The following is a 14,953-nucleotide window of genomic DNA, read 5'->3' on the forward strand; positions in this document are numbered from 1 at the left end:
AAATTAATTTATTGCCAAAATCTAACATGTCTTAATACACATGATATAACTTGTAGATTTTGTTAAACCAAGTGGTAGAGTATCTTAATCATTAAAGTTCTTCTCTATTTTCATCTTCCCAGACATGGAAAAAATGTTTTGCATTTGTTGAGTTTACTTCTTCATCATCAATCCAATCGTCTACTCCAACTTCCATCCTCGGATTCTCACTTGACGAAGTTGCTGCCAGTACGGGTTCTCCCATTTCAAAAATCGTAATTTTTGGTGCTATATATTTCTTCTTTATCTGATTATTTATTTCTATTTTTTTTGTTTCCATCTTTTTACATTTTAAGAATTAAAATTTAAATACAGGACGTATAAAACAGCCTCCCAGTGCTGTACGGTGCCATTGTAAGTACTGCTTACCCTTAATATCATATAACCACAAAAATGATGACTTTGAATTCTCGGAAACATTAATCCAATAACGGGATGGTTGCCAATCGTAATACGGTGGTAGGTATCCTATAAAACAATCATGATAAACCTCGTCTTCACCATACCGTTCTGTTGATTCCATAAAATCATTAAGTCTTCCATAGTCCCACGGTTGGGTTGTATAATGTGGTTTATTACTATATTTAGTACCGCCAAAAGCATCAAATATTAAATCAAAATCTTTGAATCTTGGCACATACCATTGGGTCCAAGATGGCGCTACTTTCTGATATTCAGAAAGGTATGTGTCTACTTTCTCCAATTCCTCTATTAAAAACAAGTTGGTCCTGTCCGGGCTTTTTAGATTTCGCAAAGATATGGCAAGTCCATGTTTGCTATAAGGTGCAGGGCCGTTACCATTATCACTTATATATGCAATCATGGCAACAGGTTTCTCACCTGCATTGTCTGCTTCTTCACAAGTCGAATAAATATTGCCAGCATCGGATATCACCCAACCAAGTTTAGGCTCTTGGAGTGTTGTATTTTGGTCAGGGTAGCCAATGAAGTCATCCATAATAGTAATCGTGTATTTGTATCTTTTTCCTGCTTTCAAATCAGCTTTGAAAGGAAAATAAGTAATGCCATAACTATTGTAGTCGCCAACAACATATTGACCTGTGCTGTGGTTATAAATTTTACATTTAACCCATACATAGGAATAAACGTTTTGTGCGTCATTCTCACCAATAGCCTTATTAATGTCTGCAATTCTAACGCCTGACTTGGGATTCCACGGTTGATGATTCAACGGAACTATAAAAATGTCTTTGCTGGCATTAAGATATGATTTATCTGCTTTTTCAAAGTTTTCTATTTCAAATGAATATTCACCAAGTCCTAAATAATCCCTTGCCATGCGTGTTTGAACCGCCCCATTTCCCTGCATTGTAAACTCTGCTTCATGATACACCCCCTTTAAGCCAATTTGCTTGATGTCCATGATTTCAAGATTGTTTGACATATTGGAAATTCCAAACTTGATTTGTGAAAGGAGGTGATGGAATTGTAGTTTTACGGTACCATGATTTGCTTGTTTATATTCATCTGATTCGAAAGCCGCCATATAATCCTCGTTTCCACCCGAATATACACCAAGGCTTACCTCGTGGTTGCTCCATACATCTATTTCCGGTCTGCTTCCAAAATTATTGGGAGAGTTGACCGCAACAAAATGCAGGGATTCATCTTCCAGCCATCTCTTTTTCATATTATCGTCTTTATATGAGAATTTGCCATTACCTTGATTGACTATTTCTACATTATCCATATATGGTTCTTCTTCTCCTGGGTCGTCAAGGAACGCATACACATAAAAGTTTTTCAATTTCTTGACATAGTTTTGCGAGTCAAACGCTGTTCGTGTATGAGTTTGATTGTTCTCTGCAACAGAAAAGTTGATAAAGTCAGAAGGAGATGCTACATTGGATACAACCTGTTCTTCATCAGAACAAGATACCATCCCCAACAGGATAAAGACTAACAACACCACAGCTGGTGGATTTGATAATTTTCGTAATTTCATAAGTTTCTTTTTTTGTTATTGAATTGTCATAACGATTAAAGTTTGATTGAGTGAAAGGGTGAGATAGTTCTTCCTCACTCCTCTCTTCTTTGTAACATTTTATCTATCTCACTCCTAAGGAAAAGCAATCGACCATTAGCCTTGAGATAAGGAATTTTCCCTGCCCACACCCAGTTGTAGATGGTCTTTTGTTCCACTTTGAGTATCTTGGACACATCTATGATATCCAAATATTCGGGTTTCAATGGTGGATGAACAGTCGTATCGACGGATTGCTCTTGCAGGACAAGCAGACGGTCGAGTTTGTCCTCGACATTCATGAGCTTATCGAACAGGCGTTTTTGCCAAGTGTCTTCTGCATTATAGTTTATGTACGGCATAATTCTCCTTTTTGATAGTTGCCATTGATATCCTGTGCCAAGATATGTTGCTCTTTCATGTAGGCGATGTATTTCTTTGCTGTTCTGTCCTTAATTTCCATTTCTCGCATCAGAACATCACAAAGTTCCTGATAGGTGAGTTTGAAAGAATTTCGGAAGGCTTCTCTTATAACGCCAACGAGTTCATCGGTCTTACGCTTTTCCTTGTCCTCCTTGGACTTCTCACCACGATAGACGTGCATACCCTCTGCCTTGTCCCATCCAAAAAGCATCATCGGCACATCCAAGGGGCTTCCGTCACGGACTTTCAGAGCTTTCACCACAGAGTATTCAGGATTGTCATCTTTCTCTATGGAGAGAATGCCTGCCGCCTTGCGTTGAAGTTCGGAGCCAATATGCCCACGGAGTTTGATACCATTTGGCACGAAGTGCAGCACGCAGATGATGCAGGTGTTGTAAATCCCTGCCAGACGGTAAAGCTCATCCACGATGGCAATACTTTCCGTCTCATCGTTGGCGGAACGTATCAAGTCAGCTATGCCGTCAATCACCACAAGATGGATGCCCCCATGCTTGTGGTGAAACAAATCCATACTCTCACGGATAAGTTTCAACCGGTCTTTGCGGGAGAGCGAAGCAAGATACAGAGAATGATAATACTCAGGTACTGTTGCCTGTGAAGCCCGACGGAGTGTCTTGCCTAAATTCTTATGAAGTTGTGCCTCTGACTGTTCTGTGTCATAGTGCAGGACTGCCAAGCCTTTGGGATTGGCGGTAATCTCCAAGCCCAAGGTTTTCTCTATTGGCAGTTGTTCTACTCCCAATGTTCCAGCAAGAATGGCTCCGACATAGTTACTCTTGCCCGTACCCTCTCCTCCGGTGATGCAGAATAGATTGTCTTGTGTTCCCAATGGGACACCATTCACAGCCACCACCGATTTGGAAATGTCAGGAGGGTTTTCGTAGTCTATTTCACAGGAACGTAACATCATCATTGTTTGTGTGTATAATTCAGAAAGTTTATCCGTAAGCAAAGATTGTAATTCATGTTCCGTCCTCCCCAAGGCAAAGAAGTCAGAGATGTCTTTTTCACTCTTAATTCCTTGAAGAGGCAACTCCAAGTGTAGTACATTATATTGTGCCAATAGTTCCATCTGTCTCTGTGCTTCACGCAGTCCTGTGGCATCCATATCATAAAGCAGGATGATGTGCCTAAAGCGGAGTTGTAGGCTTTCAATGATATTTTCTGGTATAGAAGCCGTTTCACTGTTGAAACAAATAGCATTGAAATGATGGGCAGAAAGCGACAAGACATCTTTCTCCCCACCTGTGATGAAGAGAATGTCGCCTTTGGTGGGCAATTGCTCAAATCCAAAGACATAATCTTTCAATTTCTCACCTCCGTAGAGAAAGCGCAATTTGCTGTGCGGACGATATATCTTTATAAAATCTCCCATGATGTAACAGAATATTGGCTCTTCTTTCGTAGAGCTTAGCGTGAACTGTTTACCTTGACAGGAGATGGCTTCATAACTTCGCAGCGACTTCACGCTGTATTGTGTCAATGTTCTGTCCGTTATTCCATATCGTAACCAAAAATTCTTTTCTTCTTCATTGAAAGGCTGTTCATGAATCTTAAACCAGCGTTTGTTTTCTGGAGTTCCAGAAACAGCATTCTTATGTCCTACAGAAAAAGTACTCTTTGTATAACTTCTATTTTGCTCCGATGCGCCTCTGTTTTCAATAGAAATATTGAGTCCCAAGTCATGTACAATCATAGCCAGCACCTTTCTAAACTCTGTACGAACATCAAGTCCCATAATTGCGGCAGCAAACCAGAAACAGTCCCCAGAATACGCTTCATTACCGAAGTCCTTCATGCGATAGCATTGTGATTTTTCGTCAAAGTATATATTGCATGACGCACGCCTGTCATTATACAGAGGATTGCGAAAATTGCGCTTTGGAACGAAATCTATCGGCATGTAAAAATAAAACACTTCCAATCCATGATTGGTTCTTTGTAAAATTTCTTCTTTTAAGTTCATAACTCTTCAAACAAAGTTTGGGGATTATCGCCCATGTATCCTTTTATAATTCCATCCCTATAGGCATTAAGACGCTGCAAGGCTTCCAGCCGTCGGAACCCCTTAAAAGTTGCACGCCCAGATTTTATAGCAATGTAGACTCCCTTAAAGGGATATACAACATGATTGCTTGATATGTAGCGATAAGGAATCGTGTTGTTATCTCGCCATCGTGCAAGGGATGCCTTGGAAATGCCAAGAAGACGAAGAACGTCCGAAGAGCCTAATTCTATCTGTTCCTCCAAAACGGTATAGTCACGTTTAAGCTCCACGATAAACGAAACCACTTGATGCAATTCTTCACGCAATGTTCTGATTTCATCAAAAAGAGAATTATTATTTTCCATTTTCATCTATAGTATTTTGAAGCACTTTTATCAGCCTTTGCAAAAGATCTTCTGTACAGCCATTACTTTCTTCAAGAACTGAAAAGAACAACTCCAAGTAAGGCAAGAATTGTGACTTTTTAATTTTGAGTATCTCCCTCAACACTATTTTGAGTTCAGCTTCCTCTATCGTATGAAAAAGTCCACTATGGTGTACCTGTGGGTTTGTTACCGATTCGACAAGTCCTGCGGGTAGATGAATGACAAGTGTGTCCCTACCAAACGCAGTTGCACATCGCTCTAAAGAACTTAGGCGTATGTCTTTTCCCAACTTGCAGGTTTTTACAAAATTAGAATACTCAAAACCTCCTAAATTAGCTACCAGCTTCACATTAATGCAAGTTGATAACATCATGTCAATGGTTGGTTTTACCATGAAAATTCGTCCTTCCTTATTTGATTTACATTCTTTTTTACGAGCCATATAAAATGAGATCTATGTTTTTTAGAATGCAAAGTTCATATGGATTGAGTTTTTATAAGAATATTACAAAACCATTATTTGGCATTATTATACCATTTTGTTATTTTATATAATTACACAATATCATGACCTCAGTGCACGGTGCAAGACCCTTTATATATAAGGGCTTGCACCGTGCACTGAAAATTGTAGCCAAAAAATTTCTAAGATATTTAACATCAAATACTTGGAGAAGGTTCATTTTTTTAGTACTTTTGAACCCAAGATTTGCAAGAGTGCAATTCTATCAGCAGTATCTATGAGTACTCTCAAAATACTCTCTCGTGGCTACAATATGGCTACACGAAAAAAGTTTGAAACGTATAAAATATTACGATACAAGGAGTTGCAGAGTTTAGTTCATAAACCTCTCTCTCCGCAAACAAGGGTGTAAATCAGTAAGTTGCGTGATTTACACCCTTTATTACACCCAAAAAACTTCATTGTATTAGAAAACTTATCGCATTTTTTTATTACAATATTCGTTTGTATTCGTGAAAGTAACAACTATCACACATACAAATATGATTTACGGATATATTAGAGTAAGCAGCGATAAGCAAACAGTAGAAAATCAGCGTTTTGAAATTAGCAATTTTTGTGAGCATAGAAAACTATCAATCGACGACTGGATAGAAGAAACTATTAGCGGAACGAAAAATTATAGCAAACGTCAGTTGGGTAAATTACTAAAAAAAGTGAGTAAAGATGATATTATCATTTGCAGTGAATTATCTCGGCTTGGTCGTAACTTATTTATGATAATGGAAATTCTCAATATATGTATGAATAAGGAGTGTCGCGTTTGGACTATCAAGGACAACTACCGTTTGGGCGATGACATTCAGAGCAAAGTACTTGCCTTTGCTTTTGGACTATCTGCAGAGATAGAGCGTAACCTAATCAGCCAGCGTACCAAAGAGGCTTTGGCAAGACTGAAATCAGAAGGAAAACAAATAGGACGAGGTTATGGGAAAAGGAATAATCAACTTAATTCTAAGTGTTTGGCAAAACATGAGTATATATTAAAGAAGTTGTCTGAAGGTGTTAGCATACCAAATATTGCTAAAAAGATAAAGGTTGCAAGAGGAACGTTATACAGGTATCTTGCATATACAGAAATAAGACTGCCGACAAAATCTGTTAATGGTAGATGGAAAAGAGGAATCTATTAATAGGGTCCAGTTTTTGAAGACTGACCCTAAAGCTCGATATCAGGGGTATTCGTTCTACTTTAGGGAGGGATTGTGCTGGAGTGATATAAATACTACTTTTTTAAAATGTCGCAAAAAAGAAAAAAGTATTCATGATGTTAAAAGTATGAGTATTTTCGGAGTTTCTGATTTAGTTGAAGAAGACTATATCATCACTCTTATCAATTCCACTTTTATTAGTTATTACGTTGATAATTTTGTAAACAACACTCAGACATTCCAAATAAACGATGCACGACAATTACCAGTCATTATCCCTCGAAAGGAAGAGAACGAACAGACAGTAAAGTTTGTTACGAAAGCGATACAAATAAAGAAAGGTGCTGCATTAGCTAATGAATCACTTGATACCATTCAAAAAGAAGTTGACTTATATATTGAGAAGTTGTATCATCTTTAAAGATGGAGGGATTTTGTTGGAATTTAATTAATGGAACGAGAAGTACTAATGACTTAAAATTCCGTATGGCTCCTATTGGCGTTAATGATGTAGGAGCTATGACTTTGCGTCTATGTAAAAATAGATTCCTTTCAAATAACTTAATTTTAGCGATTGGAAATTCTATAATAACAAATAAATATACTGAAGCATATATCAATTTTACAGTTAACTTTCAAGTAAATGATTGTAGACAAATACCGATTGTTATACCTAATGCCGAAGAGTTGCAAAATTTCGAATCACTTGTGAATAAGGCTATTAATTTCAAAAAGTCAGCTTCGAACCTGTATTCCGAAGCTGACCATATAATTGATGAATTACTACTTATTAAGCAGGAAATAGACAAAGCTGTGCTATCACTATATCGAATATAATTTGAATACAACTTTGTCAAGTTCAGATTGTTTGTCAATAAGTTCTTCTCCTGCAAAATCGATAGAAATTGTAGAAGAAAAATAGGCTTTCTTAGCTGCAATGGAGGCTTCACTAATTTCCTTGAATATCTCTAACTCATGAGATGAAGGTATGATTATTGGCAGTTGACGAGCATCATTGATCTGAAAATGAGAGGTGTTATTGATAAAGTTATCTACATACAGGCTTATAAACTCTGAGTTTATCAAGCTAACATAATACCAGTCAGGTAGTTTTGTCATCGTAAAAAGACTCATGCTTAGTACGTCGAATACTCCATTTGTTTTAATTCTTGCCTTCAAATAGGTTGAGTTGACATCTATCCAACAAAATCCCTCCCTAAAATAGAATTGGGGATTGCGGACAACAGGCATACCTTCACCTTTCTTGCCAGAATTAGTCTTCAAAAACTGGACGTTCTCCTTAGACCATGCAATGGCAAATGGTGTTTCAAGATACCAACGGTTTCCATCTTTGTCTCCTTTATCATAAGGTACATAATAGTTCTTTGAGGTATCGATCCCATTTTCTTTTTCTTCTGTAGTCAACTCATCTACATTAGCCAGTTCGCTATCTTCGATAATTTTGTAGATATATCCTTGACCAAAGATATCTCTTCCATATTGCTCCTTAAGTGTATCAAACAATGCTGCAATTTCTTTCTCAGAAAGAGAATCTAGGAATTCCTTTTCATTAGCGAAGTTTGCCATCTTTGGAACACTGACTTTTTTCTTTTTTACAGCTTCGGCTAATTTTTTTGGACGTGAATCAATAATATTTTTTGCCCATTTTGTAGAACGACGAACAGCGATATATTTTCCGTTGTTTGCTGTTGCAAGCCCTTGTCCTCCTTCTGTCAAACAGCCAAGTAGGGCAACGTCACCAGGCTTTAAACTGGCACGATAAGTTTCAAGTTCTTTTTGGTTCTTTGCAATCTTCTTTGATGTTTCTATTTTATCCCACCATTTATCAAACAACTCTTTTACCTTTTGTCCATATAATTCATATATGCGAAGATTCAAGTCTGTAGGTTTAAAGATAACAGAATTTTGCGTATTAATAAACACACTCTGTTCAATTGGTGTATATTGTAACGGGGTTGCAAGGTCTTTAGTCCCATCGTAGAAACGAACTTTATGTCCTTCTGGCATAGGAAGATTTGTAGTCTGGGTTATACAAGTATCAACCATTACAGCCTCAAAAGGATTAGCCGTATCAAAGATATAGTCTATTCGCTTTGACAAAATGAGGTCGCGCATGTTGCGTTTAGTCTGTGTAGTCCAAAAAGTCTTAGGAGTTATATAGCTAAGCGATCCACCTTCCTTACAAAGAGAATGTCCCCTGAAGGTAAACAAGTTATATGTATCATCTGAGAAGCCGAACTCTTTCTCATAACATTTTTTATCCTCTTCTTTGACTCCTTTTGTTGAAATATAAGGTGGATTACCTATCACTATGTCAAATTTTCCCTTGAGACAGAACATCCACTCTGGATCAAAGAATGTTGAAACAGAATTTTGGTCGTATGGATTCCATTCTGTTATTTGTTTTACAGCAGCTTCAAAGCCTACGATTTCACCTTTGCTCTTCTCTTTTTTGATATTATTTTCTAGAGAGCATATTTGAGCATTAAGTTCTTCACGTTTTTTCTTATTGATGTCTTCACGGAATATTGCATCTGGCGATTCTACTACACCAAATAGTGTTACCTCGGCAGGGTGAGTTTTGTCAACCCATACTTCTTTTTCATATTCTTTAAGGTTAACTCGTAAGCGCGCTACTTCATTTTCTAAAACGGAAATCACAGAAGGGTCAGGTTGAGTAGAGTGTTTTACGATGTAATTCATTATCTCTTCTCGCTTTGCCTCATCCATACGCTGGCTTTGTCTTTTTGCTTTTCTTCCTTTTGCCAAAAAGTGTTCGTTTCGTATGTTGAGAAGTTCCTCCTTAAGTTGAGAAAGCTTCTCGTCAGCGGTCCAATCATTTTCATAACTTCTGATGTCAGCACTAATAAGAGAGTTTGCTGCGACAAACTTTGTTTCGAGATTAGGTAAAGTATTGATACCGAAGTTAGTTTCAGGACTATTGAAGTCCACATTAGTCTGTTCACAGATAAGAGAGATGAAGAAACGTAATTTACAAATAAGCATGGCAATAGGCTGAATATCCACGCCATATACGCAATTTTCTATAATAGCCAATTTAAGGTTGTATCTGTCTATTTTGCCTTTACAGAGTATTTCTTGCAGTTCAACAATTTGATGGAGGCAGCCCATAGGAAAGGCTCCTGAACCACATGCAGGGTCAAGTATCTTGATGTTTCTTAGAGCATCAGCAACATCATTGCATGTGCTGGTATTCCAATTAGTCGGTATATTCTTCTTCACAAACAATTCATTCAGGCTATTTGCATCAATGTCTAAATTATTTTTTCCAAGAAGATAATTTTTTATAGACTCATCCACCATATAATCAACTATCTCGCGTGGAGTATAGAATGATCCGGTGGATTTTCGTGCGGATTCATGCGTTTCTTCATTGAAATCTGCCAATAAATTCTCAAAAACCCGCCCAAGCAATTCTGGATCAAGTGAAACTACTGCATCTGTAGGAGAATTTTCTTCTATAGTAAAGTTATATTGGTTCAGCAAGTTGATAAGACCGGGGCGTATTTCATCATCATTAAAGAAAAGAATATTAGGAATAAATGCACGATATTTAAGGTTTCCATTAGGCGACCGCATTCCATTGCGGCTGAAACCATCATATAGCACATCGTACTCCTGCTTTAGATATAACCCTTTTGGTTTATCTAAGCACTCAAACAATCCACCATTGAGAAATGGAACTTTAGCAAACAACTTTACCACATCATCTTCTGAAATGCTAAACATTTCAGCATAACGATACAGATTGCGAGTGTCACGTGCAGATTTTGCTGTCGCAAATTGTCGTTGATTGCCATCTTCATCTATGATGGCACAATTCAATGTAGCAAAAAATAAGTTCTGCAGTATTGCATTATAATAATTACCCTCATCTTTGGAATATGGATTGAAACCTACCAAGATATTCTTTAAATATGTTATGTCAAAAATCTTATTGGGTACTAATTCCTTTTGTTTTATAAACCATACAAAGAGCAACCGTGTTATAAGACGTATCAACTTTACATTCATATTCTCTCTATCATCCTTTTCCGTATTGGGATTGTTGGGAAAAGTAACATGCACCTCATCAGACAATGCCCATTGATACCAAGAATACAATTGGGTGTAGAAATCTTTTGACAAGGCTTCTACTGAGAAAGTATCCTTTAGGTTAGCGAAATTCACCCCCTTACTTTGTAGGTCATAGAAACGGCGGACAGCCGTATTATAATAAATTCCACTATCACCAAACACAAATGTGTATCGTTTCGGTGAAGTACGTTCATCTTTAATGTCACACACAAAAGAGAGTCTCCAATTGCTTCCGTCATCGAAAACAACTAAAGCAGCATCAACCAAATAGCGAAGATAAGGCTTAACTATCTGTCGTAATCCAACTCGGCGATTTGTGACAGAAGAATTGGTTTGAATATAGAACAGACCGATTTCGTAATTATCGGTTGTAGTTTTCTGACCAAGGTAATAGCCTTTGCCCTCTGAGGGGTCAAGTTCCAATTGTTCCGGCACTTGGCGAATGGTCTTAGCCTCTATGAAATTGGTTAAGAACCGTATCCATTCATTCAGATTGAACTTTTTTTGAAATATAGTTCTGAGTTGTTCCGCTGTGTATGCCATAATTTACTCGAATTTTTAATTTGTCATTGAACATCCTTACGCTCGGCAAAGAAAACCTATTTTCTTTGTACTCGCTTACTCGAATGTTTCGGATGTGATTATTTCTGATTGTTGATATAGACTCTCTATCTCCTTTCTTTCCTCGCTGATATAATAATGGTCATACAAACCCTCCAATCGCATTGAAAGTATCGGTTTGAGAGTTGCCAACTGAACCGTTTTCTTTTGTTTGTTTAATTCTCGGCTCAACCTATTCAGGCTTAATGTGAGGTTAGAGAATATGCCTTCATTGACATATTCCTCTATCACTTGTATCTTGGCATATATGTCATCTGAATCGAACATACGTTTCATTTCACGTAAGAATGCTAATGCAGTGATAGCATTTTTGTCTTTCTTTTTCTCAGCAATAGAAATCTCCGTGGTTTCAACTACCGAAGTTGCCTGCTCATAGGCAGCGAGAGCTTTACGTACATGTTTATAATGAGCATCTTTAACAGCCTCCATGTTGCCAGTCGGCTCATCTTGTTTTGCACGTAACCATTCAGCTGCTTGCAAGAACTCTATTTGCATAGGGGCTTCGTTACCCGTTATTCGATAGAACTGTGATCGTTGTCCTGTGGTAATATATACAATGGTTGATAGCGGGGCGACATCATGCGGTCGATGCTTGGGCAAGCGAACCGTACGGCTCTTGTAAGGTAAAGTCTTTATCTTGTTGTAAAGTTCTTTGTTCTTTGCATAAAGCTCACGTATTTCACGTAAAAGTTCAAGTTGCTTGTCAACGTTGTCACGCACTTTATCATCAAAGAGCTGGAATTCACGCAGCATCTCCTCACGTGAATAAACCTGTGCATCTTCGCCAAGTGCAGAATGGAACCCTTGCAGTTTTATAAGGGCATTGGTATAGAGTTGTATCTGTTTATCACCATCCTTAGACGGATAGAACATGTAATTATAGATATGGTCAGATGTGGATCCAATACGATTTACACGACCAATACGCTGCATTAGGCGCGTCGCATTCCATGGAGAATCATAATTGACAATAATATTTGAACGATGTAAATTCACACCCTCAGCCAGCACATCCGATGAAATAATAATGTTGAACTGATTTTCTTTTTCGCCGGAATAATTGGCATCAAAATTCGCCCGAATACTATTCAAAACAGTTTTTCTATTGGAAGCACTAACAACAAGTATGTCAGTCCAGTGCAATTCGTTTTTTAGTCTGTCACCTAAATAGTTAATGGTGTCAACACTTTCTGAGAAAATAACAAGTTTTCCTTCCTTGTTGAGCTCCACCTCTTTGTCATTTATGACTTTCGTAGGGCTCATCAATTCAGTTTCAAGAAGTCCTTTGAATTTATCGTATTTCGGGTCTTTTTCAACCTTGTCCCAAAGAGCTGTCAGTCTTTCAAGCTTTTCTACATCCTCACGAAGTTTCTTGATGTATTCAGGGTTAAAGTCTTCCTGAGTAAAAAGAATATCCTCTTTGTCATAGCCGTGATTCAGAGCTTTCTCGATAATAACATCAATCTCTACATCGTTTGCTAACATTCCTTTCACATCAATATCGGGTGCAATAAGAATATTGTCTTCATCCCACATTTTAATCATATCATTGGTGATACGCAAGAATGTATGCAGCGACTTTTTGAAAGCATAAAAACTGCTTTCAAGTCGTTTTACCATGTGAACACGGAAAATACCAGAGAACACACGAGCAAACTGCACTGCATTACGATACTTCGAAGCTTTTTCACCGATAATGTACTCAATGGCGCGGTATCTCGCGAAATGTAGCCCCACACCACTAGGGTTGTCTTCATCAGGTGTATCGGTAAGTATTGTAATGGTATCGTAGAACAACTCACTCAGTTCCTCGTCCAACTGATATATACATTCATTTGGCTGCTCAACATTAGGAAAATGGATGTTCTGCAGTTTGAGATCTGCTTTGTAATCATCGTTGTTCCAAAGATTCTTGCGAGTTCGGCGAACAAGGATTTTATCAAGTACTTTTGTGCGCATTTCTTCATAAATTTTATCAGCAGCAGCGGTTATCTCGCTGTTGTCTGTCTTGCCACGCTTGCGCATAAGGTCATTATACTGTTTAATCCAGGGCTGAAACAAAGTTGTAATGTTGGTAATGCCATCAAGGGTGGGCTTGCGAGCATTTTGGAATAACAGTATCAGGTTACGAAAATCTTCTGGACGATTATTGAGTGGCGTGGCAGACAACAATATAACTTTCTTTTGTATACCCTCTATCAGTCCCTCATTGATACGTGGAGCTTTACATATACGTTGCAAATCATCATATCGACCAGACGTGTCTGTGCGGAAATTATGTGCTTCATCAACAATTACAAGGTCAAAAATTTCTGGATCATCGTAATTATCACTCCCTGCGATGATTTTGTTCAAACTTCCGTTTGTAACGAATTGAGTATACTTTGTGAGGCTAAAGTCTTTAAAAGTGTCACGCCAATTTTCTTTTACAGCAGGTGGATATATTACGAGAATCTTGGTATTCTTGCCATTTTCTTCGACAAAACGTTTAACAATCATGGCTGCCACAATAGTCTTTCCTGTACCGACCACATCGGCAAGAAAGAAACCATTGTACTCCTTTAGCATCTGAAATCCTTGAATGACTGCATCCTTCTGGTATTTCAACTGCATATAACCTTTTGGCAAATCGAGTGCAAAATCATCTTCAACCTGATTACCAAAGGCATCTATCAAGATTTTCATAAAGATTTCATATGGAGTAGGAAGATTTTCGAGGTGGGTCTTTTTACGGATTCGCTCAATATCTTCGGCTGTAATGGCTACTCCCTCGTTCCAGAGAGTTTCAAACTCATTCTTGCAATATGCCACATCGTCATAATCTTTCATGGCAACATTTAACTCGTATCGAGGTGGTTGAGTAATGCCCAACCCTGAATCTGAAATATTAGACGACCCCATCAACACCCATCCGTCTGTGTTGGGACTAAAATTCTGAGGCAGACACAGATAAAACTTGGCATGAAGATTCCTTGACTTGTGAATGCGCATCTGCAACTTGCCCGAAACTATGTCATCACAAAGTTGAAGAATTCCATCTTCAACATCAGGTGAATATTGAGCATCCTTGACATCTTGTATGAAGTACTTCGTGTAAATTTCTCTGGCTTCATCGTCACCGTCAAGCATAAGCAATGCCTGATTATGCTTTCTGAAAATACTATCAATATTGATCCCCACAAGAATCTTAATGTCTTGTACATTTGCCAATTCTTTGCGTAGTTTGAAGTAGCCGGACGAACGAAAATAGCCAACAACTGCAAGGAAAGAATGGAAGTTCGACATTCCATCAGCTATCCCCTTAAATTTATTAAAGAGAGTATTACCAATGGTATTATTGAAAAATTTAGTACTCATAAACTTTCTACTTTATTAATTCTTTGGGTGAAACATTGAGCAAGTCTGCCACTTTGAAGATGGTAGCAAGATTAGGTTGCTTGCGATTGCAAACGTAGGCGTTGGTAATGCTGAAACTCATGCCCAACTCTTTGGCGAGCCACGTTTGGGTGATACCTCGCTTCTTCAAATGATCCTTGATAAGATTGCTATGCTCTTTCTTCTGTCCCATCGGATGATTGTTTATCTTGATATTAATTACAAAGTTATGAACTTATAATGAATAAAACGAAGAAAAGCGGAACTTTCACGCTACTGGAAATAATTTTTCCTGTGGGAAGACATTAAGGTAATCTCTTAAGT

The 14,953-nt window shown here is 37.9% G+C and carries 12 protein-coding genes; 3 read left to right on the top strand and 9 right to left on the bottom strand.

Features of this window, described 5'->3' with window-relative positions:
- Positions 1-91 precede the first annotated feature (91 nt).
- The 6 genes from PREBIDRAFT_RS08580 to PREBIDRAFT_RS08605 all read right to left on the bottom strand — a co-directional run bounded on the left by PREBIDRAFT_RS08580 (position 92) and on the right by PREBIDRAFT_RS08605 (position 5,282).
- Complete coding sequence (locus PREBIDRAFT_RS08580; protein ID WP_004339718.1) at positions 92-319, bottom strand: hypothetical protein; 228 nt, start codon at positions 317-319, stop codon at positions 92-94.
- A gap of 18 nt (positions 320-337) precedes the next feature.
- Positions 338-2,005, bottom strand: coding sequence for a fimbrillin family protein (locus PREBIDRAFT_RS08585; protein ID WP_004335484.1), 1,668 nt, complete (start codon positions 2,003-2,005; stop codon positions 338-340).
- A 74-nt stretch (positions 2,006-2,079) separates the two neighbouring features.
- The gene (locus tag PREBIDRAFT_RS08590) at positions 2,080-2,385 is read right to left on the bottom strand and encodes a helix-turn-helix domain-containing protein (protein ID WP_004335487.1); all 306 of its coding nucleotides are present in this window, start codon (positions 2,383-2,385) and stop codon (positions 2,080-2,082) included.
- Positions 2,373-4,433, bottom strand: coding sequence for a bifunctional DNA primase/helicase (locus PREBIDRAFT_RS08595; protein WP_004339721.1), 2,061 nt, complete (start codon positions 4,431-4,433; stop codon positions 2,373-2,375). Before PREBIDRAFT_RS08595 ends, PREBIDRAFT_RS08590 begins: the two co-directional genes overlap by 13 nt.
- Positions 4,430-4,825, bottom strand: coding sequence for a hypothetical protein (locus tag PREBIDRAFT_RS08600; protein ID WP_004339723.1), 396 nt, complete (start codon positions 4,823-4,825; stop codon positions 4,430-4,432). The genes PREBIDRAFT_RS08595 and PREBIDRAFT_RS08600 overlap by 4 nt, the downstream gene beginning before the upstream one ends.
- The gene (locus PREBIDRAFT_RS08605; RefSeq protein ID WP_004339724.1) at positions 4,809-5,282 is read right to left on the bottom strand and encodes a hypothetical protein; all 474 of its coding nucleotides are present in this window, start codon (positions 5,280-5,282) and stop codon (positions 4,809-4,811) included. The genes PREBIDRAFT_RS08600 and PREBIDRAFT_RS08605 overlap by 17 nt, the downstream gene beginning before the upstream one ends.
- Before the next feature lie 563 nt (positions 5,283-5,845).
- Here PREBIDRAFT_RS08605 and PREBIDRAFT_RS08610 point away from each other — a divergent pair.
- The 3 genes from PREBIDRAFT_RS08610 (at position 5,846) to PREBIDRAFT_RS08620 (ending at position 7,351) form a co-directional block, all read left to right on the top strand.
- Positions 5,846-6,496, top strand: coding sequence for a master DNA invertase Mpi family serine-type recombinase (locus PREBIDRAFT_RS08610; protein ID WP_004339726.1), 651 nt, complete (start codon positions 5,846-5,848; stop codon positions 6,494-6,496).
- A 145-nt stretch (positions 6,497-6,641) separates the two neighbouring features.
- Complete coding sequence (locus PREBIDRAFT_RS11725; RefSeq protein WP_238295890.1) at positions 6,642-6,935, top strand: hypothetical protein; 294 nt, start codon at positions 6,642-6,644, stop codon at positions 6,933-6,935.
- A gap of 2 nt (positions 6,936-6,937) precedes the next feature.
- The gene (locus PREBIDRAFT_RS08620; protein ID WP_036875563.1) at positions 6,938-7,351 is read left to right on the top strand and encodes a hypothetical protein; all 414 of its coding nucleotides are present in this window, start codon (positions 6,938-6,940) and stop codon (positions 7,349-7,351) included.
- Here PREBIDRAFT_RS08620 and PREBIDRAFT_RS08625 read toward each other — a convergent pair.
- From PREBIDRAFT_RS08625 to PREBIDRAFT_RS08635, 3 genes are all read right to left on the bottom strand, one after another.
- Positions 7,337-11,176, bottom strand: coding sequence for an Eco57I restriction-modification methylase domain-containing protein (locus PREBIDRAFT_RS08625; RefSeq protein WP_004336079.1), 3,840 nt, complete (start codon positions 11,174-11,176; stop codon positions 7,337-7,339). The genes PREBIDRAFT_RS08620 and PREBIDRAFT_RS08625 overlap by 15 nt on opposite strands.
- A gap of 75 nt (positions 11,177-11,251) precedes the next feature.
- Positions 11,252-14,611, bottom strand: coding sequence for a helicase-related protein (locus PREBIDRAFT_RS08630; RefSeq protein WP_004336077.1), 3,360 nt, complete (start codon positions 14,609-14,611; stop codon positions 11,252-11,254).
- Positions 14,612-14,618: 7 nt separating this feature from the next.
- Positions 14,619-14,822: a helix-turn-helix domain-containing protein gene (locus PREBIDRAFT_RS08635; protein ID WP_004336075.1), complete on the bottom strand. Its 204-nt coding sequence runs from the start codon at positions 14,820-14,822 to the stop codon at positions 14,619-14,621.
- Between the last annotated feature and the right edge of the window lie 131 nt (positions 14,823-14,953).

The organism is Prevotella bivia DSM 20514, assembly GCF_000262545.1.
Taxonomy (GTDB): Bacteria; Bacteroidota; Bacteroidia; order Bacteroidales; family Bacteroidaceae; genus Prevotella; species Prevotella bivia.

Bases quoted from the DNA above. Each gene is read 5' to 3' on its own strand.
- PREBIDRAFT_RS08580 (WP_004339718.1), bottom strand. From the start codon at position 319: ATGGAAACAAAAAAAATAGAAATAAATAATCAGATAAAGAAGAAATAT.
- PREBIDRAFT_RS08585 (WP_004335484.1), bottom strand. From the start codon at position 2,005: ATGAAATTACGAAAATTATCAAATCCACCAGCTGTGGTGTTGTTAGTC.
- PREBIDRAFT_RS08590 (WP_004335487.1), bottom strand. From the start codon at position 2,385: ATGCCGTACATAAACTATAATGCAGAAGACACTTGGCAAAAACGCCTG.
- PREBIDRAFT_RS08595 (WP_004339721.1), bottom strand. From the start codon at position 4,433: ATGAACTTAAAAGAAGAAATTTTACAAAGAACCAATCATGGATTGGAA.
- PREBIDRAFT_RS08600 (WP_004339723.1), bottom strand. From the start codon at position 4,825: ATGAAAATGGAAAATAATAATTCTCTTTTTGATGAAATCAGAACATTG.
- PREBIDRAFT_RS08605 (WP_004339724.1), bottom strand. From the start codon at position 5,282: ATGGCTCGTAAAAAAGAATGTAAATCAAATAAGGAAGGACGAATTTTC.
- PREBIDRAFT_RS08610 (WP_004339726.1), top strand. From the start codon at position 5,846: ATGATTTACGGATATATTAGAGTAAGCAGCGATAAGCAAACAGTAGAA.
- PREBIDRAFT_RS11725 (WP_238295890.1), top strand. From the start codon at position 6,642: ATGAGTATTTTCGGAGTTTCTGATTTAGTTGAAGAAGACTATATCATC.
- PREBIDRAFT_RS08620 (WP_036875563.1), top strand. From the start codon at position 6,938: ATGGAGGGATTTTGTTGGAATTTAATTAATGGAACGAGAAGTACTAAT.
- PREBIDRAFT_RS08625 (WP_004336079.1), bottom strand. From the start codon at position 11,176: ATGGCATACACAGCGGAACAACTCAGAACTATATTTCAAAAAAAGTTC.
- PREBIDRAFT_RS08630 (WP_004336077.1), bottom strand. From the start codon at position 14,611: ATGAGTACTAAATTTTTCAATAATACCATTGGTAATACTCTCTTTAAT.
- PREBIDRAFT_RS08635 (WP_004336075.1), bottom strand. From the start codon at position 14,822: ATGGGACAGAAGAAAGAGCATAGCAATCTTATCAAGGATCATTTGAAG.